At 38.9% G+C, this 21,707-nt stretch carries 22 protein-coding genes; 5 read left to right on the top strand and 17 right to left on the bottom strand.

Features of this window, described 5'->3' with window-relative positions; genetic code table 11:
* Positions 1–32: 32 nt before the first annotated feature.
* The 3 genes from recO to QNJ50_RS13360 all read left to right on the top strand — a co-directional run bounded on the left by recO (position 33) and on the right by QNJ50_RS13360 (position 4,371).
* Entirely contained in the window at positions 33–1,076 is a 1,044-nt protein-coding gene (gene recO / locus QNJ50_RS13370) for a DNA repair protein RecO (protein ID WP_300635921.1), read from the top strand.
* A complete protein-coding gene (locus tag QNJ50_RS13365; protein ID WP_300635920.1) occupies positions 1,060–2,811 on the top strand; it encodes an MFS transporter in 1,752 nt (583 codons plus the stop codon). The genes recO and QNJ50_RS13365 overlap by 17 nt, the downstream gene beginning before the upstream one ends.
* Positions 2,812–3,204: 393 nt before the next feature.
* On the top strand, positions 3,205–4,371 hold the full coding sequence (locus QNJ50_RS13360; protein ID WP_300635919.1) for a glycosyltransferase family 4 protein: 1,167 nt from the start codon (positions 3,205–3,207) through the stop codon (positions 4,369–4,371).
* Between the two features lie 418 nt (positions 4,372–4,789).
* Here QNJ50_RS13360 and QNJ50_RS13355 read toward each other — a convergent pair whose 3' ends face one another.
* Both QNJ50_RS13355 and QNJ50_RS13350 read right to left on the bottom strand, forming a co-directional pair.
* Entirely contained in the window at positions 4,790–5,014 is a 225-nt protein-coding gene (locus QNJ50_RS13355) for a hypothetical protein (protein ID WP_300635950.1), read from the bottom strand.
* A 136-nt stretch (positions 5,015–5,150) separates the two neighbouring features.
* On the bottom strand, positions 5,151–5,393 hold the full coding sequence (locus QNJ50_RS13350) for a hypothetical protein (protein ID WP_300635918.1): 243 nt from the start codon (positions 5,391–5,393) through the stop codon (positions 5,151–5,153).
* Between the two features lie 360 nt (positions 5,394–5,753).
* Between QNJ50_RS13350 and QNJ50_RS13345 the strand changes: the two genes are divergently transcribed.
* Positions 5,754–6,719 (top strand): hydrogenase small subunit, encoded by a 966-nt coding sequence (locus QNJ50_RS13345; protein WP_300635917.1) that lies wholly within the window; start codon positions 5,754–5,756, stop codon positions 6,717–6,719.
* 206 nt (positions 6,720–6,925) lie between these two features.
* Complete coding sequence (locus QNJ50_RS13340; protein ID WP_300635916.1) at positions 6,926–8,521, top strand: nickel-dependent hydrogenase large subunit; 1,596 nt, start codon at positions 6,926–6,928, stop codon at positions 8,519–8,521.
* 285 nt (positions 8,522–8,806) lie between these two features.
* Here the strand turns inward: QNJ50_RS13340 and QNJ50_RS13335 are convergent, their stop codons facing one another.
* The 15 genes from QNJ50_RS13335 to infA form a co-directional block, all read right to left on the bottom strand.
* Positions 8,807–9,673, bottom strand: a complete 867-nt coding sequence (locus QNJ50_RS13335; RefSeq protein ID WP_300635915.1) for a peptidase — start codon at positions 9,671–9,673, stop codon at positions 8,807–8,809.
* 269 nt (positions 9,674–9,942) lie between these two features.
* Positions 9,943–10,173: a preprotein translocase subunit SecG gene (secG, locus tag QNJ50_RS13330; protein WP_027843034.1), complete on the bottom strand. Its 231-nt coding sequence runs from the start codon at positions 10,171–10,173 to the stop codon at positions 9,943–9,945.
* Between the two features lie 102 nt (positions 10,174–10,275).
* Entirely contained in the window at positions 10,276–11,874 is a 1,599-nt protein-coding gene (gpmI, locus tag QNJ50_RS13325) for a 2,3-bisphosphoglycerate-independent phosphoglycerate mutase (RefSeq protein ID WP_300635914.1), read from the bottom strand.
* A gap of 217 nt (positions 11,875–12,091) precedes the next feature.
* Positions 12,092–13,786: a ribosomal protection-like ABC-F family protein gene (gene abc-f, locus QNJ50_RS13320; RefSeq protein WP_300635913.1), complete on the bottom strand. Its 1,695-nt coding sequence runs from the start codon at positions 13,784–13,786 to the stop codon at positions 12,092–12,094.
* 412 nt (positions 13,787–14,198) lie between these two features.
* On the bottom strand, positions 14,199–15,302 hold the full coding sequence (prfA, locus tag QNJ50_RS13315; protein WP_300635912.1) for a peptide chain release factor 1: 1,104 nt from the start codon (positions 15,300–15,302) through the stop codon (positions 14,199–14,201).
* A 99-nt stretch (positions 15,303–15,401) separates the two neighbouring features.
* Positions 15,402–15,647: a 50S ribosomal protein L31 gene (gene rpmE / locus QNJ50_RS13310; protein WP_300635911.1), complete on the bottom strand. Its 246-nt coding sequence runs from the start codon at positions 15,645–15,647 to the stop codon at positions 15,402–15,404.
* 148 nt (positions 15,648–15,795) lie between these two features.
* Positions 15,796–16,215 carry a 30S ribosomal protein S9 gene (gene rpsI / locus QNJ50_RS13305; protein WP_027843039.1) on the bottom strand — a complete coding sequence of 140 codons (420 nt, stop codon included), beginning with the start codon at positions 16,213–16,215 and terminating at the stop codon, positions 15,796–15,798.
* Positions 16,215–16,673 carry a 50S ribosomal protein L13 gene (rplM, locus tag QNJ50_RS13300; RefSeq protein WP_300635910.1) on the bottom strand — a complete coding sequence of 153 codons (459 nt, stop codon included), beginning with the start codon at positions 16,671–16,673 and terminating at the stop codon, positions 16,215–16,217. Before rplM ends, rpsI begins: the two co-directional genes overlap by 1 nt.
* Before the next feature lie 255 nt (positions 16,674–16,928).
* Entirely contained in the window at positions 16,929–17,780 is an 852-nt protein-coding gene (gene truA, locus QNJ50_RS13295) for a tRNA pseudouridine(38-40) synthase TruA (RefSeq protein ID WP_300635909.1), read from the bottom strand.
* Between the two features lie 218 nt (positions 17,781–17,998).
* A complete protein-coding gene (rplQ, locus tag QNJ50_RS13290; RefSeq protein ID WP_300635908.1) occupies positions 17,999–18,349 on the bottom strand; it encodes a 50S ribosomal protein L17 in 351 nt (116 codons plus the stop codon).
* Between the two features lie 116 nt (positions 18,350–18,465).
* A complete protein-coding gene (locus QNJ50_RS13285) occupies positions 18,466–19,413 on the bottom strand; it encodes a DNA-directed RNA polymerase subunit alpha (protein ID WP_300635907.1) in 948 nt (315 codons plus the stop codon).
* Positions 19,414–20,108: 695 nt separating this feature from the next.
* Positions 20,109–20,504: a 30S ribosomal protein S11 gene (rpsK, locus tag QNJ50_RS13280; RefSeq protein WP_027843044.1), complete on the bottom strand. Its 396-nt coding sequence runs from the start codon at positions 20,502–20,504 to the stop codon at positions 20,109–20,111.
* A 58-nt stretch (positions 20,505–20,562) separates the two neighbouring features.
* Complete coding sequence (gene rpsM, locus QNJ50_RS13275; RefSeq protein ID WP_027843045.1) at positions 20,563–20,943, bottom strand: 30S ribosomal protein S13; 381 nt, start codon at positions 20,941–20,943, stop codon at positions 20,563–20,565.
* A gap of 127 nt (positions 20,944–21,070) precedes the next feature.
* Positions 21,071–21,184, bottom strand: coding sequence for a 50S ribosomal protein L36 (gene rpmJ / locus QNJ50_RS13270; RefSeq protein ID WP_072207745.1), 114 nt, complete (start codon positions 21,182–21,184; stop codon positions 21,071–21,073).
* A 123-nt stretch (positions 21,185–21,307) separates the two neighbouring features.
* Positions 21,308–21,532 (bottom strand): translation initiation factor IF-1, encoded by a 225-nt coding sequence (infA, locus tag QNJ50_RS13265; protein WP_006196724.1) that lies wholly within the window; start codon positions 21,530–21,532, stop codon positions 21,308–21,310.
* Positions 21,533–21,707 lie beyond the last annotated feature (175 nt).

Below are 21,707 nucleotides of genomic sequence, written 5' to 3'. Positions count from 1 at the left end.
CTCGCTACTATGTAGCTACCGACTATTGACTAATGAGTAAAACTTTTAAAGCCACTGGTATTAATCTCAAAACCCAGGTATTTGGTGAGTCCGACCGGATAGTTACAATTTTGACTCAAGAGCATGGTTTAATCAGAGTCATTGCTCCTGGTGCTCGCAAACACAAATCCAGCTTGGGTGGTAGGAGTGGAGTGTTTGTGGTTAATGAATTATTGATTGCGAAAGGTAAAAGTCTTGGTAAAATCACTCAGGCTCAAACAGTAAAAACATATCCTGGGCTTGCAAAAGATTTGGGAAAACTTGCAGCAAGTCAATATTTAGCAGAAATTGTATTATGTCAAGCACTCAGCGAGCAACCTCAAACAGAACTTTTCCACCTATTTAACGAGCATATCGGTCGTTTAGAAGCGATCGGTTCGGACAGCACTGTTGGTAGTCGTGGAACGTCAAGTAAATTGGATTCAAATAAGTATAAAATCTTGGCTCATTTAACCCATGGGCTTTTTCAACTTTTAGCTCTAGCAGGGGTAACGCCACAAATTGATATTTGTTGTTTGAGCCAAAGTTTTTTACTTCCCAATTTTAATGAACCCGAACCACAGGTAGGATTTAGTATTAATGGAGGTGGAATAGTTTGTTTAAAAACTTGGGAAAACTTACACCAGCGACGCAAAGCCACTGAAAATAAACGAATTCAGGATTCTGTATCAGTTCAGAATTCTACACCAGTGCAAAGTTCTGTACCGAAAGTAGTTCTGTCCAACTCAGTTTACCGATCGCGAATCTCTTCATCACCAGTCCCTTCATCGGTTACAGAAGAAAATTCCGAAATTTATAAAACAATTAATCATACTCAAGAAATCCCAAGAGTTTCCCACAGGTTGAGCGCTAGAGAACTAGAAATGTTACAACAACTATCACGGTCGGAAATAGCTACAAATTTAACTATACATCCAATCTGGTTATCAATCGAAAAAATTCTACGTCAGTACGCGCAATACCACTTAGGCTTATCTATTCGTTCTGCTACTTTGATTGACTCTTATTTTGCAATTAATTATGATGCAACCGTTTGAAATTGATGAAAAAATAAAAAATAGTACTTGTTACCCAACAGATGATACAAATAATCTGTATGATTCATCTTCTACGTTAAATTATTATGGACCAAATTTTCAAACCATAACTAGTAAAATTTCTTCCCAAGAGAAATCTAGTAGTGAAGAAATTTACAGCTTTCCTGATGACCCCGAACAGCCAAATCAGTGGATTAATCCAGATTGCTCCCAACAAAAAAACAATAATTCAGAATCAACCAGGTCAGAAGTAATCGAAAACAATAACAGCGATCGCGACAATCATACTTCTTCGCAAATTATAAATCGCGATGATAACCACAAATCTGACGACCGATCTAACAATAAGTCAGACAATACATCTGATAATAATTTATCTAATAATAATTTATCTAACAATAATTTAGAACTAGCATCAGGCTCATCAAATGGTATCAATGATATACCGATAAAAGACAACCAAGAAGGTTTTCTAGCTGTATTCAAAAACCGAAATTTTTTAGCACTTTGGTCAGGTCAGGTTTTCTCCCAATTAGCAGACAAAGTCTATTTGGTACTGATGATTGCCTTGATTAATGCTAATTTCCAGTCAGGATCTGGGACAATCAGTGGGTGGGTATCAGCGCTAATGATGGCATTTACCTTACCTGCAATTTTTTTTGGTTCTTTAGCTGGTGTGTTTGTAGATCGTTGGTCAAAAAAGACGGTACTAGTTGCTACTAATATTCTACGAGGAGCTTTAGTTTTTGTACTACCACCTTTATTATGGTTGACCCATGATTGGCAATCATTTAAAGGAATAATTCCATTTAGTTTTGCGATCATTCTTGGCATAACTTTTTTAGTATCTACACTTACGCAATTTTTTGCTCCAGCAGAACAAGCTGCAATTCCTTTAATTGTTAAGGAAAAAGATTTGCTAAGTGCCAACTCACTTTACACTACAACAATGATGGCTTCGGTGATTGTTGGTTTTGCAGTGGGAGAACCTTTATTAGGCACTGTTGAGCATTTGTGGCAAAAATTTGGTGGTATTGCTGGACTAGGACAAGAAATTGTTGTTGGTGGAGGTTATGCTGTCGCCGGGTTAATTTTACTGCTTTTAATCACTAATGAGAAATACCATCAAACAATCGAAAAGCCGCATATTTTTGCTGATTTAAAAGATGGTTTTATTTATATTAAGGCAAATAACCGTTTGCGTAATGCTTTAGTGAGATTAATTATTCTTTTTTCTGTATTAGCAGCATTGACTGTCCTTGCAGTAAGAATGGCAGAAATAATCCCAAATCTAAAGGCAGAACAGTTTGGATTTCTTCTCGCATCTGGAGGGGTAGGAGTTGCAGTTGGTGCAGGAATATTAGGTCAATTTGGGCAACGTTTTGCTTATGCTCGCTTAAGTTTGTACGGTTGTTTGGGAATGGCTGGATCTTTGGCTGGTTTATCTTTATTCAGCCGACAGTTGTGGATAGTTTTGTTATTAGTAACTTTATTAGGTGCTTTTGGAGCATTAGTTGGTATTCCCATGCAAACTACAATTCAAACTGAAACACCACCAGAAATGAGAGGAAAGGTTTTTGGATTACAAAATAACTTAATTAACATTGCTCTTTCTCTACCTTTAGCTTTAGCGGGAGTAGCAGAAACTTTTTTCGGATTACGCACAGTGTTTTTAGGACTAGGTGCAATTGTTTTTGTGGGTGGTTTACTATCCAGTTATAGCTACTATGAATAAATGTTAGTTAACGTTTGTTAATGGGAATAAATAGTGAATTTTATCAATTAGGTTATGATGATTGTCATTTAAATAGAATATTTAATACTTATACGGGATTGTCATAATCATAAATGCTTATAAATTCAATAATTTATAAAGACAATAAACTAACTAGAATATTATAAAAGTTAATCATTGATGTTCTGAATTTAACTGCTGTTTCAGATGTAGGCAGTAAATTTATTAATAAAATTATAAATACTCAATTATTGTTAAAGTATTGTATAGGGTTTGATACAGGTATTGGCTAAATTGTATGATAGCCAGGAGCCATAAGTAAGTTAAGGCGAAAAAAATACTTTACGAAAATAAAGCTCATATCAAACCTACTTTCCTGATAGCTAATAAAGAATGCGTATAGCCTGGATTGGAAAAAAATCACCCTTTTGCGGTAATGTCACTTACGGTCGAGAAATAACAAATTCCTTACTAGATCGGGGATACGAAGTTAGTTTCCTCCACTTTGCCCAAGAAGAAGCGCAACGGGATGATTGGCCTAATTGCCCAGAAGTTCCTCTTCCTTGTATTTACAAGTCTCAGGTTTACACAATTCCTAGTTTTAAAGCGACAAAGGTTCTGACTCAATCTTTACAGCAAATTAAGCCAGATATTGTTCATGCTTCTTTGACTCTTTCTCCTTTAGACTTCGTTCTCCCAGAAATTTGTGAAGAATTAAATTTACCCCTAGTCTCGACTTTTCATACTGCTTTTGCAGCGAAGGGAGCAAAAATTGTTTCCGGGACACAACTTTTGGCATACCAAGTGTATGCACCTTTCTTAGGAAATTACGATCGCGTAATTATTTTTTCTCAGTTACAGCGTGATTTGCTAGTCCGTTTGGGTGTTCCCCAGGAGAAAATAGCTGTTATTCCCAACGGAGTCGATCCAAATAAATATTCTCCTGGTCCTTCAAATGTCAAAGCTGAATTTGGAGCAGAACGTTTATTTGTTTATCAAGGGCGAATTTCACCAGAAAAAAATGTGGAAGCTTTACTTCGTGCTTGGAAACAAGCAGATATGGGGCCACAAAGTAAGTTACTAATTGTTGGTAATGGACCTCTAAAACCTTCGTTAGAGTCGTATTTCAATGAGGAACACGGCATTATTTGGTTGGGGTTTGTTGCTGAAGAAACTAGGCGAATCGAAATTTTACGCGGGGCAGATGTATTTATTTTGCCTTCTCTTGTTGAAGGTCTCTCTCTATCTTTATTGGAGGGAATGTCTTGCGGGGTAGCTTGTTTAGCGACAGATGTTGGTGCTGATGGTGAAGTTTTAGAGAAAGGTGCAGGTGTTGTTATTAACCCTAAGCAGGTAAGGGCACAATTACGCACTCTTCTACCTTTATTTCAAGACCATCCAGAAATAACAACTTTACTAGGTCAAAAATCCCGACAACGAATTTTAGAACGTTATACCTTAGATGATAATATCACTTGCTTAGAGAAGCTGTATGAAGAAGTTTTGTCAAACACACACGTACAGTTGAGTCGTAAGACTTATGGTTGGCGATCTATGTGACAAATTTTTCCAGTTTTAACTTGGTATCGATCGCTTGGTAAATTACTCAATATTAATGATACAAAGTTAGAGATGAGATATTTACGTACATGCCATAAATAATAATTAGGGCGGTGTAATTTAAACGAGATAATCAAGATTGCAAAATTCTTTATCTTCCTAAAACTTTCTATTAAAGATTTGATTTGTTATTTTCTGAAGCTCTCCTTTTTTAGGGGAGCTTATGTTCAATTTACGCAAAGAATTTTACGGGGAAGTTTGAATCTTTCTCTCTACAGGCGGGAAAAACGGAGGATGTGAGCAAAGTTGGTATCTAAAGTCAGATATTTCTTCTCTGTACTGTTGCTCAATAATACAAGCTTCCGATAAATGTGAGTTGGGATTAAGCCTTTAAATACAGAAACATAAGGCTACCGATTTATTTTATCTTGAAGTCTTTTAATAGAAATGGCATAGTTGCGCCAGCTACCAGGCTAGAGATAGTAATCGGAATAAGTAGTGGTAATTTAAGTAATTCCAGTGATACTAGTAAAAATAAACCTGTACAATTAGCAATAATAACCTTTAAGGCAAAATCGACTGGGTCGCGAAATAGTTTACCTTTCATAAATAATTTTGCAGAAAACCAACCAAGGTCAAACATAATTTTTCCTAGTGCCACTGCACGAGATTTAAAAGTCGAAAATGAGTTATTTTGGTGAAGATAATTCAGTTAAAAAATCTCTCAAGTTAATACTTAAAGTACTCGCAATGATCAAAAATAAAAAGTATTGTATTTTCTAGCTATGAAGATTGATAAAGTTGATAATAAATAGGCCTAGTATGAGTGCAGGAATTACACCAGCTGGAGCGAACATACTGCCTAGCATAGCAGAGAACTGATAACCTATATCTTTCCCGGCTATAACCATGCCACTAATTGCACCACCAATCATAGATATAATAGTCGCAATTACTAACCATATGATTGCTGTCATCAAAGTAATGTTACCAAAGAGCAAATTTGTTAGTGTATCTGCCATGTTTAAGTTGTGAACTATGAGTTATTAGTTATCAATTATCTATTATTAATAATGATTTATTTAAACATTTGATATCCAGTCTGTATTTATATATAGAGGAAATCATTAATTACATCCTAGAGCAAAATGCAATTATTTACAAATAACTATTGAGATAATTGTTAATGTTATTAAGTTACTTTTTAGCTAACATTAAAAGTTATAAAAATCATAGTTTGTAAGTTTTATCTAATTTCATTTCATTTATTAACAAAAAAGATAAAAAATACATAAAATAAAAGAACGAAATTTAAAATTAGATGAAGCTCTGCAACGTAAGTCACCGAAATAGATTGTAATTAACAACCGTAAAGACTACCGATGACTAACGTATTATGGTTACAAGGTGGTGCCTGTTCTGGGGACACCATGTCATTTCTTAATGCCGAAGAACCTACTGCTTGTGATTTGATTGCTGACTTTGGTTTCAATATTCTTTGGCATCCATCTTTAGGATTAGAACTAGGGGACAACTTACAAAGACTTCTATGGGATTGTATTTCAGGAAAAATTCCCGTAGATATCCTAGTATTTGAGGGTACAGTTATTAACGCTCCTGATGGCACTGGAGAATGGAATCGGTTTGCTAATCGCCCCATGAAACAATGGTTAACAGACCTGGTCAAAGTTGCTAAATTTATTGTCGCGGTGGGTGATTGTGCCTCTTGGGGAGGAATTCCAGCGGTGGAACCAAACCCCAGTGAATCTGAGGGCTTACAATTTTTCAAGCGGAAAAAAGGAGGCTTTTTAGGGAAAGATTTTGTTTCCCAAGGGGGATTACCAGTGATTAATATTCCCGGATGTCCTGCTCATCCTGACTGGATAGCCCAAATATTAGTGGCGATCGCCACCGGACGCATTGGAGATGTTACTTTAGATGAGTTACATCGTCCGAAAACCTTCTTTAGCACCTTTACCCAAACAGGTTGTACTCGCAACGATCACTTTGCCTACAGAGCATCTACTCAGCAATTTGGCGATCGCACAGGATGTCTTTTCTATGATTTGGGTTGTCGTGGACCTATGACCCATTCTTCTTGTAATCGAGTATTGTGGAATCGCGTTTCTTCCAAAACTCGTGCTGGTATGCCTTGTCTTGGTTGTACTGAACCGGAATTTCCTTTCTATGACCTCCAACCAGGAACGGTCTTTACAACCCAGAGTGTGTTAGGTGCTCCCAAAGATTTACCTACAGGTATTGTTAGTAAGAAAGACTATGCCTTAATGACATTGGTAGCAAAAAATATTGCTCCTGACTGGACAGAAGAAGAATTCTTCACAGTTTAGTTTGTAGTGAGTGCAAAGGGTTTTTCCTACAAACAAATAAACAATCACGTAATGTGTAAATTTATCTTTCAGTAGAAACTCTGGGTCTACTGACAGAAGCTACTTCGTATCTACCAGTGTTTCTAAGGTGCAAGGGATAGGTGCTTGCTGATTTGAGCAGTTTTTTCCAAGGGTAACAGCACACAGCTAAACAATAGGAAAGAGCGATGGGAATTAAAACATTAAATATTTCGCCCGTTGGTAGAGTCGAAGGTGATTTAGATGTTCGAGTAGATGTAGAAGATGGCTATGTAGTTAATGCTTGGACTCAAGCGGAACTTTTTCGGGGATTTGAAGTTATATTGCGGGGAAAAGACCCAAAAGCAGGTTTAATTGCCACGCCTCGGATTTGCGGTATTTGTGGAGCTTCTCACCTCACCTGCGGATCTTGGGCATTAGATACAGCTTGGGAAAGCGAAGTACCTCGTAATGCAATTTTAGCTAGAAACCTTGGTCAACTGGTTGAAAGTATTCAAAGTATACCCCGTTACTTTTATGGTCTATTTGCCGTAGATCTAACCCATCGGAATTACAGTAACAGTGTTTTCTATGAAGAGGCTGTACGTAGATTTACTGCCTTTACTGGTAAGCATTATGAAGTTGGTGTGAGTATTTCTGCTAAACCCCTAGAAATTTATGCCCTTATGGGTGGTCAATGGCCTCATTCTAGCTACATGGTCCCTGGTGGGGTAATGTGTGCCCTTACTCTCACAGATATCACTCGGGCTTGGTCAATTCTGGAATATTTTCGTACCAATTGGTTGGAACCGGTATGGTTAGGTTGTTCTTTGGAGCGTTATGAAGAAATCAAAACATATGATGACTTTATGGCTTGGCTTGATGAAAGTCCCAATCATCGGGATTCCGATTTAGGATTTTACTGGCGGATGGGTTTTGATATCGGTCTAGATAAATATGGTGTTGGTGTTGGTAAATATATGACCTGGGGATATTTACCTCATGAGGATAAATATCAAAATCCTACTATTGAGGGGCGAAATGCAGCTTTAATTATGAAGAGTGGAGTCTATGACAGTTCCAGCGATATGCACACCTTGATGGATCATACCTTTGCTCGAGAAAATACAACTCATTCTTGGTATGACGAAGGTACAGCAGATGTGCATCCCTTTGATCGCACCACTAAACCTACCCATCATAATACAAAAGACTTCAATGATGCCTATTCTTGGTCAACAGCAGTACATCATATCAATTATGGGCGTTTAGAAGTAGGACCACTCGCTCGTCAATTGGTCGCAGGTGGTACACATGGCGAGTCTTGGCAACACTATGATGGCTTTATACTTGATGCTTTTAAACAGATGGGTGGTGCTAGTGCTCACCTGCGTCAGTTAGCCCGGGTTCATGAAATTGTCAAATTGTATCGTCAAGCAGAACGTTGTTTACGTGAATTTAAACTTAACGATCCTTGGTATATTCAACCTCAAGAGAAAGATGGTAGGGGTTGGGGTGCAACAGCAGCAGCTCGTGGTTCCCTTTGCCATTGGGTAGAAATTGAGGCAGGCAAAATAAAGAATTATCAAGTTATTGCCCCTACGACTTGGAATGTAGGACCCCGTGATTCTCAAGAAAGACTTGGTCCTATTGAAGAAGCTTTAATTGGTACACCGGTTCATGACGTTACCGATCCTGTTGAGGTTGGTCATGTTGCCCGTTCTTTTGACTCCTGTTTAGTTTGTACTGTTCATGCCCATGATTCCAAAACTGGTGAAGAACTTGCACGCTTCCGCACTGCTTAGCTGAAACGACGTAAGCCCCACATCTTAGTCGTAAGGAAAGTGTGGGATTATACTAAATCCGGGTTAATTACCCCTTTTTAAAGTGAGAGAGGGAAGTGTGGGAGGTGGGGGGAAATCCCAAAAAATATAAAGGGGTTGGGTTTTAAAAATCGGATTTGGGATTAAATCCCCTCCTAGTCTCCCCAAAGGGAGGAAGGCAAATAAAAATAAACAGTATTTGCCATAATCTGTCGTCGGTTTGCGACAATACAAGTCATAAATTTACTCTGCAAACAAATTCTCCAGTTACGGTAAAGACCATCCTAAACTTGTAGGTTGCTCATAAACACTCTTCAAAGTATTAATATCCCTAGGGGAAATAGGCGGTGGATTGCGAACTTGGGAAAAATAAAGAGCATCACTTTCCATTGAACTGTGACCCCAAATTCCTAATGCGTGACCGAGTTCGTGACGGGTTGCTGCAAGTAAGTACTTTCCGGTTTGACTGGGACTCAATAAAATAGTAAAGCGATGATATAAAGTATTATTTTTTGTATAAAGCTTGTAAGTGGCTTGTGCCGATCGCGCCCGGGATAATTTACGATTGCGATCAAACTGAAGTGGTGGTGCTTTACGTTCGATAGTAATATCGGCACTATCTGCTTGATCTACTATTTCTAAAGGTAAATAGTTTTGCCACTCACTAACAACTTGGGAAACAGTTTCAACCCAAGTTTGTGCTTGTTTTTGTGGCAGTTTATTTAATGTAGTAATGTAGATTTTAACCGGAAATTGGGACCAAACTAAATAACCAACGGGAGTTGGATTAATTTCAGAAAAATAATCCCCACTGTTACTAACATCTTGCCATTTTCTTAAAGTAGAAGCCAAAGGATGAGCTTTTAAAGCGGGTAAAGATTGTTTTCGAGTTATATACAGAGGTTTCCGGTTGAGTTTATTACATTTTGTAGAGACGTACCATGGTACGTCTCTACGGTATGGAAATGTAAAGTGTATTTTATTCAAATAAAAACCGCTACATTGGCAATCCAGTTTCTTATCTATTAATTGTTTGCTAACTACATCTTTGCTAGCTTCTGGGAAAAAACTCGAGGAATTTTGAATTTCTATATCTAAATTAGTTTCACTTAATGCTGGCGATCGCAAATTCATTAGAGCAAATAAGCCAGCTATAAGAAGTAGATTTAAAACTAGAAATAAACTTTTAAAAAATAATCTTTTAAAAAATAAACTTTTTAGAAACAAACTTTTTAGAAATAAACTCTTTAGAAATAAACTTGAAAATAAATTGCACCTTGATGTTTTCAGAGTATTTTTATTTCTAGAGGTTTTACTTCGAGAAGCTTTTATCCGAGGGGTTCTAGGTGGAAGGTACCTGGTGAATTTTCCCATTAGCCAATCTCCTATTTCCCCTGCTGTTGTTAGTTCAACCACCCTGCACTCAAAACTACAGTTAAACCGAGAAAAATTACTACTAACGCCCAAGTAACTCGATTTAATGTGTTTTCTGCACTTTTGGTGCTGCTGAACAATTGAGCTTGTCCACCGATTGCTCCAATACCGTCTCCCTTGGGGCTGTGTAACAAAACCAAAACAATTAAAGCCACAGCGGAAAATGCCCAAATACCTTGCAGGATAGTAGTAACTGTCATGATATCAGTCTCATTAATAATAAATTTTTAGCCAGAAAAGTTAGGAGTAGGAAGTTATTTAACCCTTAACTCTTAACTCTTAACTTTTAACTGATATATATTTTACAACCCGACTTGCAAAGGAGCACGAGACATTTGTACTTCGTACTCAGCTGTTCTCAACAGAGAAGTCCCTGTCATTTCAGGTGGTTGCTGTAGTTGTAAGATTTCCAAAATAGTTGGCGCAATATCTGCTAATTTGCCATCATTTCGCAAAATCACATTTGTACCATGTCCGGGGATTCTTACCTTTTCTCCTTCTATCAAAATAAAAGGAACTGGATTCGTTGTGTGGGCTGTCCAAGGATTTCCTTCATTATCCAGCATACGCTCTGCATTTCCATGGTCAGCGGTAATTATCGTTGTCCCACCAACTTTACTGACGCTTTCTAATAATCTTCCCAAGCAACTGTCTACTTCTTCTATTGCTGTGATTGTTGCTGGGATTTGACCAGTATGCCCTACCATATCTGGATTTGCATAATTAACAACTACCAACGAGTAAACACATTTTTCAATTGCTGAAATTAGTACATCAGTAACTGCTTGTGCTGACATTGTTGGTGCAGAATCATAGGTTGCAACCATTGGGCTTTCGATCAATTCTCGCTCTTCACCTGCAAATGGTTCTTCTAGACCACCATTGAAAAAGTAGGTCACATGGGCATATTTCTCTGTTTCTGCCGTGCGAAACTGCTTGAGATTATTGTTTGCAAGTACTTCTCCTAGGATATTGGTCAGATTTTGGGGTTCAAAAGCGACTCCAACTGATAACTCCGGATCGTACTGGGTAAAACTGACAAAAGATAATGGTTTAATTTGCTCTCTAGGAAAACCGTCAAATTTTTCGTTGACAAACGCGTGGGTTATTTGTCTGGCGCGATCGGGACGGAAATTAAAAAAGATTATCCCATCTCCTGCCTCAATCCCACCCGGTGCAATTCTGGTTGGAATAACAAATTCATCGGTTACATCTTCTTCGTAAGATGCTTTTAAAGCTTCTACAGCCGACATACCATTTCCTGGACCATCAACTGTCATTACTTCGTAAGCTTTTTGAACCCGATCCCAACGTTTGTCTCTGTCCATGGCATAATAGCGACCACTGATGGTCACAATACGCCCAACACCAATACGATCTGTGTAATTTTGGATTAAACCGATGGAATTTAAACCTTCTGTAGGTTTAGTATCACGACCATCTGTAATTGCATGGATGCAAACTTCTGAAATTCCTTGAATTTTTGCTAGATCAAGCAGTCCGAATAAATGGCTTAAATGCGAGTGGACGCCACCTTCGGAGCAAAGCCCAATTAAGTGTAATTTACCATTGCGACTACGCACTTCTTGGCAAATTTTCTCCAGCGCCGGGTTTTTGTTAATGGAACCATCTTCCACCGCATCAGAAATGCGTACTAACTCTTGTGGAACTACTCTTCCCGCACCGATATTCAAATGACCAACTTCTGAGTTACCCATTTGACCTTCCGGTAATCCTACAGCTTTTCCTGATGTACGGATCAGGGTATGAGGATAAGTAGTCCACAAACTTTCAATTATCGGCGTTTGAGCTTTAGCAATAGCGTTTCCTTCTGTCTCCTCGCAGTAGCCCCATCCGTCTAAAATGACTAGCACCACGGGAGCAACAGGTGCCTTGGTCATAATATATCGCCCTTTACTTTTTGTAATACCCGAATGATACCACTGCTGTTAGCAACTGCAAGTGAATTTCTGCCTATTACCTTTTTTGCTTACAAAATGCTGTTTTTTTAGACACTTCTTAAATTTTAGTAATTTTACTTAGCCTCCATTATCAATCTTTATTTCGTATAAAACAATGGCCATCTTGATACATTTTGCTATTTGACAACAAAGTAGTTCATTTCTTTTTCGCCGCTGCTTTAGCTGCTTTAGCTGCTTTTTTAGCTGCTTTTTGGGCTGCTATTGCTGCTAATCTTGCTTGCTCTTTTTCTTCGGCAATTTTCTCCAAGTAATAGTTATAATCTCCCAAGTAAACACGGAATTCCCCGTCACGAATTTCCACAATTTTATTAGCGACTTGGGATATAAAATAACGGTCGTGGGAAACAACAATTACTGTGCCATCATAATTTTGGATGGCTGATTCCAGCATTTCTTTGGCGGGAATATCTAGGTGGTTAGTCGGCTCATCAAGCATCAATAAGTTTACTGGGCACAAAAGCATTTTTGCTAGTGCTAAACGGGCTTTTTCACCTCCACTGAGGGCTGAAACTGCTTTAAAAACTGTATCGCCAGTAAACAAAAATCTTCCCAAAAGAGTCCGGACTTCTTCATTTTTCCAATCAGGAACTTCATCATGGATGGTTTCCATGACAGTTCTGTTTAAATCTAAAGCCTCTGCTTGGTTCTGTTCGAAGTAACCGGGGATCACGTTATGCTCCCCCAATTTGACAGAACCATCTGTGGGTTTTTCTACGCCTGCTATCATCCGTAGAAGGGTTGATTTACCGGCACCATTGGGACCTAAAATTGCAATGTGATCGCCCCTTTCTATCAGTAAGTTGCCTCCCAAAAATAAAATCTTATCATCATATTCATGGGTAAGCTCAGTAATTTTAATTACTTCCCTGCCACTACGGGGAGCATCGGGAAAACGAAATTGGAGAGTTTTGAGATTACTTGTTGGGGCTTCGATACGTTCAATTTTATCTAGTTGTTTTTCTCGGCTTTTTGCTTGGGTACTGCGGGTCGCACTAGCCCGAAATTTTTCCACAAAAGCCTGTTGCTTCTCTAATTCTTTCTGTTGACGTTCAAACGCATTTTGTTGTGCTGCTTGATTTTCAAATTTTTGTTCTAGGTAACGGGAGTAATTACCCAAATATGTGGTGGATATACCTCGTTCTGTTTCCACAATTTGAGTGCAAAGGCGATCCAAAAATTCCCGGTCGTGGGATACTATCACCATTGGCGTATTTAAACCTTTGAGATAGTTTTCTAACCACTCAATAGTTTCTAAGTCTAAATGGTTTGTCGGTTCGTCTAATAGTAATACATCTGGCTTTTGCAACATAATTTTGCCCAAACTCATGCGCATCTGCCAACCGCCACTAAATGCACTTACGAGACGCTCACCATCTCCACTTTCAAAGCCAATTTCTGGTAGTATCTTATCTATACGCGCTTCTAGAGCATAGCCGTCCAGTGCTTCAAACTGTCTTTGCAAGCGATCCATCTGCTTGAGTAGTTTATCCAGTTCAGAAGGATCTGCTGTTTCCATATCTCGGTGTACAGTCGCCAAAGATTCATTAACTGTGTTCGCTTCACCAAAAGCCCGCCATAATTCTTCTTTGACTGTACGACTGGGATCGACCTCAAATTCTTGATTGAGATAAGCAATATGTAAGCTGGAAGGACGAATTATTTCTCCCTGGGTGGGTTCAATCTCTCCAGTAATAATCTTTAACTGTGTTGATTTACCCGCACCATTTACGCCAACCAAACCAATGCGATTGCCAACTTTAACTTCCCAATTAACATCCTTGAGAACTTCGCCAGTTGGATAAATTTTACTGATATGTTCTAGTCTCAGCATTAAGTATCTCCAAGGTAAGGGATGGTTACAAAGGTGAAAAGATGGTTTATCGTGTCCAATCTTAACAAAATTTAACTACCTTTTCCCTACAAAAAATTCCTTGAAGTACTCAAAAATTTTTCAAATTAAAATACAAGCCAAAAAATACAACTATTTTTTTAGAGTGATTGTACTTTTTAAGACTTTATGTTTGAACAAATGAGAAACTAGCAGGAAGGGGTATATTTTGAAATTAAATAGAGGTTAATAAATAACTAACAATTACCAATTACCAATTGCCAATTACCAATTACCTCTAAATAAAATTTTAGGTTATGAAAGAAAATATTTAATTAAAAGGGGGATATCAATAGGAAATTACAAATTATTTACTATAAATTTGTCCTAACCGCTCCCTATCCCCAATTTAAAGTTAATTTCCTGCAGCTGTGGAAGCAGCTAATTCTGCTAAACGTTCTTGTTGATCTTGGGATATACAATCTTGAATAACAGGTTCTAAATCACCTTCTAAGGCTGAATTTAAGGAATAATTTTGACTTAAACGGTGGTCAGTAACACGATTATCTTTATAGTTATAAGTGCGAATTTTTTCCGAACGAGAACCGGTACCAACCTGAGAACGACGCATAGAAGTAACCGCTTCTTGTTGTTCCCTTAATTTCATCTCATATAATTTTGCACGAAGGATTTGTAGCGCTCTTTCTTTGTTTTGTAATTGGCTACGTTCTTCCGTACAAAAAATTCGAATACCAGTTGGTTTGTGGAATAAGTCAACCGCCGTTTCCACCTTGTTAACGTTTTGTCCGCCAGCACCACCAGAACGAGCCGTAGACATTTCATAATCTTTGGGATCGATATGAATTTCTACATCGTCAACTTCTGGCATTACTGCGACTGTTGCAGTGGAAGTATGAACCCTTCCGCCAGCTTCAGTAACTGGTACCCGTTGTACTCGATGTACTCCCGCTTCAAATTTTAATTTGCTGTAAACGCTATCGCCTTGAATCTCCAGAACAGCTTCTTTAAAACCGCCCATTTCAGCGACAGATTCACTAACTAATTTTACTTTCCAACCTTGGCTGCCAGAATAACGTTCGTACATCCGTACTAAATCGGCTGCCCAGATGCTAGCTTCTTCACCACCAGTTCCGGCACGAATTTCCAACATGATATTTTTATCATCGTTGGGATCTCGGGGAAGTAGCAATATTTTCAGACGCTCTTCTAATTCTTCTAGTTTTTGTTCGAGTTCTTTTACTTCTAGAGCCGCCATCTCTTGCATTTCTAGATCCCCTTGGGTCTCTTTTAAAACCTCTCGAGCACCTATCAACTCTTCTTGGGAATTTTTCCAGATTTCGTAGGTGTTAACGACTTCTTCTAACCCAGAACGAGATTTTGCTACTTTTTGAAATTCATCGGGATTCCTTGCAGTATCCGGATCTGCAAGGCGACGAGTTAATTCATTAAACGTTTCTTCTACTGATTTCAGTTTCTCCAGTAAATATTTTTCAGCCATGACGAGTACTTTCGCTCCTAAAAAATAACAAGTTGGCAAAATACTATAAAACGGACTCAGAAGACTGAGCCGTCCAGAAAGCTTATTTGTGCCAACCAGCTATTTTTGTTCTTGTTCTTTTTTGCCGGAGCGTCTTCCTTGTAACATACCGTACTTACGACGGAAGCGTTCTACTCGACCTTCAGTATCGATAATCTTTTGTGTTCCGGTGTAGAAAGGGTGGTTTCCAGACCAAACATCTACATGTAATTCTGGCTTAGTGGAACCAACAGTCATTACAACTTCGCCGTTACAATATACTTTGGCTTCGGGGTACCACTCGGGATGAATATCAGGTCTTGCCATTGCTCTGCTTGCAATTAATCTATATAAATTATAACTTTCAGACTTTTTAGTGATGTAAATTTTAGATTTAAGATTTTACGATTTCGGTTTATTGTTCGCGAAACAAGCGTCCAAAATCAAAAACCCAAAATCCAAAAATCCATCCATATTAACGTTTGGAGTACTGAGGAGCTTTCCGTGCTTTGTGCAAACCGTACTTTTTCCGCTCTTTAGAACGTGGATCGCGGGTAAGATAACCTTCTGTTTTTAAAGGTGAACGATTTTCTGGGTCTAACTGACATAAAGCCCGTGCAACTCCTAAGCGTACTGCATCAGACTGTCCGGTTAAACCACCGCCTTCAGCTTTGACTAAAATGTCATACTCGTTTTCTAGACCAAGAGTTTCTAGGGGAGCTTTAATGATTCCCAAATAACTAGCATTAAATTGGAAATATAAGTCTCCAGGCTTACCATTAACAATTAATTTTCCTTCTCCGGGAACTAGACGTACTCTAGCTACTGCGGATTTACGACGCCCTGTTCCCCAGTAAACAGCACGACCATCATCTTTTTTATCTACTGCTTGCATTATTTATTTGCTCCTGGAATAGTATTAATTTTTAACTCTTTTGGTTTTTGCGCTGCATGGGGGTGAGTAGGTCCAGCATAAACATTGAGTTTGGTAAATAAATGCCGTCCCATTTTGTTTTTAGGTAACATTCCTTTTACCGCGCGCTCGATAATTCTCTCAGGTAAACGCCCTTGGAGGTGAGCAAAAGTTTCAGTTTTCATCCCACCAGGACGACCGGAGTGACGACGATACAGCTTTTGAGCTGGCTTTTTACCGGTAACTAAAACTTTTTCGGCATTGATTACGATCACAAAATCCCCAGTATCCATGTGTGGAGTAAACTGAGGTTTGTTTTTACCCCGAAGGATTGTCGCAATTTCAGTTGCTAGCCGACCTAAGCGTTGCTCTGCAGCATCTATTACGTACCATTCACGTTCTGTGTCTTGAGGAGGAAGATATGTTTTAGTCTGAGTCATGGATTTTGCTGTTTTGCGGTTGATAGTTACTACTCGAACTTTAATAGTTCATGAATAACATTATGACCATTAGGCCTACAATTTAATAATTTGAATTTTATATCCAAGGATTTCTTGGGAAACTTTACTTATTGCTTGAATTACTTATAAATCTAAACTTTACTAAGCTGTGAAACTTTTAGGATGATCCAAAATTTAAGAAGACAGATTTAAGAAGATCGAAAATTTCAGCTTCTTCAATCAAGAATACTTCTACTAAACAGTTATTTCTTCAGATATATAAGTTGGTAAAAGAAATTTAGGTTGGGTATCAAACCAAATTTCTGGAGGAAAGGGAAAATTTTCGTAGCCTACTCTAAGCAAACATAAACCTTGGGCTGGAGCTGCGTACCTAACTTCTTGACGACGCTGATTTTTCCATATATCAGTGAAACTAGCTAGGCTTCTTTCACCAGAACCTACCTCTACAAGCATACCGACCAATAGTCGCACCATACCATATAAAAACCCATTGGCTTGGATCTCTATATGAACGAATGGATCATTTCGATAACATTGTACGTCTTGAACATTAACCCAAGAGTGAGCTCTTTTCGAACCAGCTCTTTGGAAAGCACCCAAGTCGTGATATCCCACCAAAGTATCTAAAGCTGCTTGGATTAAATTCTCATCAAGGGGATAGTGATAATAGTGCCAACTCAAGGGTCGTGCAAATAAGTTTGGGCGAGCTTGGGTATACAGAGTATAACGATATCTCCTGTAGGTTGCGCTAAAGCGAGCATGCCATTCTTGGTCTACATTCGCTGAGGCTCGAACTAATATATCTTGAGGTAAATAACTATTTAGAACGTTTGCCCATCGGTGACCGGGTATTCTACTGTTAACGTTAAAATGAGCCACCATTGCTGCTGCATGTACCCCAGAGTCAGTTCTACCCGCACCATGAAGGGTAACGGCTTCCCCAACAATTGTTGATATGGCTTTTTCTATTTCTTCCTGGACGCTGATGTGATGAGGCTGCCTTTGCCAACCGTGAAAATGAGTGCCCAGGTATTGAATTACCAAGGCAACTCTTTGACTCAGTTGTGAGTTTCGGCATTCTGACATCTAATAAACCGTATATTTTTCTCAGTCATTACGTCGTTTGTTATTGATTGCGAGTCATAGTTTACGATTCAAGGATCTTTTTTATTTTCATATCCTGAATTCCGACCCTTTACTCCGGTACAGACCTAGCGTGCTACATCTATACAATTATGACTCCCGTACAGACGTAACATTCTACATCTGCGACTCCTGACTTCAACAACGTCCAATGCAGCAACTTAAACTAGCTCAAGAATTGCCATTTCGGCATTATCTCCACGACGGGGTATGGTATGCAAGATACGAGTGTAACCACCATTACGTCCTGAATATCGGTCGGGAGCTTGTTCAAACAGTGCTTGAACTAATTCTTTATCGTACAAATAACCTAAAGCTTTACGACGTGCTGCAAGAGAACCATCTTTTGCTAAGGTGATCATTTTATCTACTTCCGATCTAACTACCTTGGCTCGGGGTAAGGTAGTAGTAATCCGTCCATGACGAATTACTTGTGTCGCAAGGGCTCGCAATAGGGCGCGACGCTGGTCAGCTGGTTTGCTGAGTTTTTTAACCCGACAACGGTGACGCATAACAATAAACTGATGGATTGTGATATGGAATAAAAATGAATATTTGACTTGCTCGATGCTAATTGCCAATAGTTAATATTTTTCGTTATCTACTCGCAATTAGCTACAAGCCAATTTCAGGTATGCTTAGAACTTCTTTCTGGAGGTAGAGTAATTCCCAAACGTCTTTGCAGGGCTTCCACAACTTCCTCAGCTGACTTCTGACCAAAGTTCTTAATTTCCAATAGGTCTTCTTGAGTATAATCAAGCAAGTCTGCTACTGAGTTAACCTGTGCCCGCTTCAGACAGTTATAAGCCCTAACAGAAAGCTGCAATTCTTCGATTGGAATTTGAGCGGTAGGATCGTCTGGAATATCGGAGGTAGTGTCCGTTGGTTCCAAGGAAATATCTTTCAATGGATTGAACAAATCTACCAGTAGACCGGCGGCGGAGGATAGTGCTTCTTGGGGAGTCAAACTACCATTTGTCCAGATTTCTAACAGTAATCTGTCTTTTGGTATCCCGCTTTCTCCACGGGCTTCTTCCACACTATAGTTAACTTTTTTGACCGGCATAAATACCGAATCAATTTGCATGAAGTCTAGAGATGTCGCTTCTTCTCGACCCCGTTCTACACTGCGATAACCTTTACCATTTTCAATCCTAAATTCCATCTCCAATTTTGCTCCCTCTGCTAAGGTTGCAACATATTGGGTGGGGTCGATTGTATCTACTTCACCAGGGAGATCGAAGTGTGCTGATGTAACTGTTGTCGGACCATTGACAACTAATCTACCAATCTGAGGTTGGGGAGAGTAGCTCTTGAGAATTATTTCCTTCATATTCATGAGGATTTCGAGCACATCTTCCCTGACTCCAGGTACGGTGGCAAATTCGTGGGTTACGCCTGCAATACGGACTGCTGTAACAGCTGTTCCTTCAAGGTTAGAAAGTAAAACTCGTCTGAGAGCATTACCAACAGTTATTCCCTGACCTCGCTCCAGAGGTTCTAAGACAAATTTACTATAATTATTCCGAATTTCTTCAGAAATAGATTCTACACATTCAATTTGAAACTGCGCCACGGAGTAGCCTCCCTCGTTTAAAGGTTCTGCTAGCAGGGTTTTAAATACCTGCTGTCAAATGTTTGCACTCTACTTGTTTATCGTTGATTCAACTTACTGTGATCGTTTTGAGATTGAGTAAGTTAAGATGCTCGTATACAAATAGCAGGCACTTAATTCATTTTTCGTTCTTTGAAGACAGAAAACTTCTTGGCAAAAAGCTTTTAAGCTTAATCTATGAGAAGTTATGAAGCTTCGCTAAACTACTTTTATGACTGTTACGTCAAAGTTACATGAACAGTCATGATGTGAGTGAGGAGAACCGAAAAGGCAAATGCAAACGGCAAATATTCCACTTTCTAAAGCTTTGTCGCCGACATTGCTTGACAATAGCCGGATAGTTTATTTGTTGGTAAATCGTTCAAATACCTGCAACATACAGATATATGGCAATACCAAACTTTATTTAGGATAAAAACCCCACTATGACAAAGAGAAATAAATAATATTCTTTTTCCTAGGGAGGTTCGCTTCGTCCTTACTCCCACACTTGATGCTGCACATTGAGCGCGATAAATTCTTTACAGAATCTAATATTAGATAAATTTAATCTTGGATGAAATTAATTTTGGATTAGATTGGATTTGATTCAAATAATCTGATTCAAATAATTTGATTCAAAATTAAACTCCCATAATTCACCCCATACACAATATCTAAACTCGACGACGCTTCGGTGGACGGCAACCATTATGAGGGATAGGTGTAATATCTCTGATCAACGTAATTTCTAATCCTGCACCTTGTAGAGCTCGGATTGCAGTTTCTCTACCTGCTCCTGGACCGCTAACCATTACTTCGATTTGACGCATCCCTTGGTCCATAGCACGACGCGCTGCACTTTCTGCTGCAGTTTGAGCGGCAAAAGGAGTACCTTTTTTCGCTCCTTTAAACCCACTTGAACCTGCACTAGCCCAAGAAATCACATCTCCGTTTTGATCGGTAATGGTGACAATGCTATTGTTGAAAGTAGACTGGATGTAGGCCATCCCATTTGGTACGTTGCGCTTTTGCTTTTTACTGCCGCCTTTTTTGTGTGTTGGTTTAGCCATATCAGTTTATATGAATAAAGGTAAAGTAACTTGCCAGGTAGACAAGTTTTGGTAATTTTTATTTACCTGGTGCTTTTTTCTTGCCTGCTACTGTTTGTCTCCGACCGCGACGGGTTCTGGCATTAGTACGAGTCCTTTGTCCCCTTACTGGTAAACCCATTCTGTGGCGACGTCCTCTGTAGGTTCCAATATCGGCTAAGCGTTTGATATTCATCGCTTCCCAACGCCTTAGGTCACCTTCAACTTGATAGTTGCTTTCCACTTCGGCGCGCAAGGCTGCAACATCGCGATCGTTTAACTCTTTAACACGGGTATCTGGATTTACCCCTGTAGCTGCTAAAATTTTCTTCGAGCTTTGTAAACCGATTCCAAAAATATAAGTCAGACCAATTTCTATACGCTTGTCGCGTGGTAGGTCTACTCCGGCAATACGTGCCATTGGGCAGTCTCCCTAATAGTTTTCCTTAAAGACAGTTAGTGTGTATGTAACTTGGGTGATTTTTGTATTGTGCTGGTCAGTATTTTCAGGGGAAATAAATAACTTATTCCCACTTACCTCCAAACTTTTATCCCTGACGTTGTTTGTGTTTGGGGTTGGGACAAATTACCATGACTCGACCGCGACGACGAATTACTGTGCACTTTTCACAGATCTTCTTAACTGAGGCTCTTACTTTCATTTGCCGATTTTTTAGACTCCAAATCCAAATATTAAATTATAACATTTATTGAAATTTTATTCAGTTAATTTTCTGAACATTACCACTAAAAAATGGCTTTATGGTAAAATATAGAACATTAAGCTACTTTTTGCGCAAGCGGTAAGTGATTCTACCTTTGCTTAAGTCATAGGGCGTTAACTCTACTTTGACGCGATCGCCAGGTAAGATTTTGATATAGTTCCGGCGAATTTTTCCGGAAATGTGGGCTAGCACATTAAATCCGTTATCCAAATCCACACGAAACATGGCATTGGGTAGCGATTCGGTTACTGTGCCTTCCATTTCAATTAAGTCTTGTTTGGACAACTTACTTATTCCTCAACTCAGTGAAAGAGATTTATATTTAGATTTTTCGACTACAGCTACCAGCGGCAGCTAAACATATTTTGGATAATATATCAACAGTTTATTAATATATCTTATTCAAAAGTTAAATGCACCCCAGAAAAAATGGAGGTTAAGAGTAGAAGGTGTCGGTGTA

This window comes from Mastigocoleus sp. MO_188.B34 (assembly GCF_030065675.1).
Lineage (GTDB): Bacteria > Cyanobacteriota > Cyanobacteriia > Cyanobacteriales > Nostocaceae > Mastigocoleus.
The sequence above is the reverse complement of the archived record's forward strand: the minus strand, read 5'-3'. Positions and strand labels throughout refer to the sequence as shown.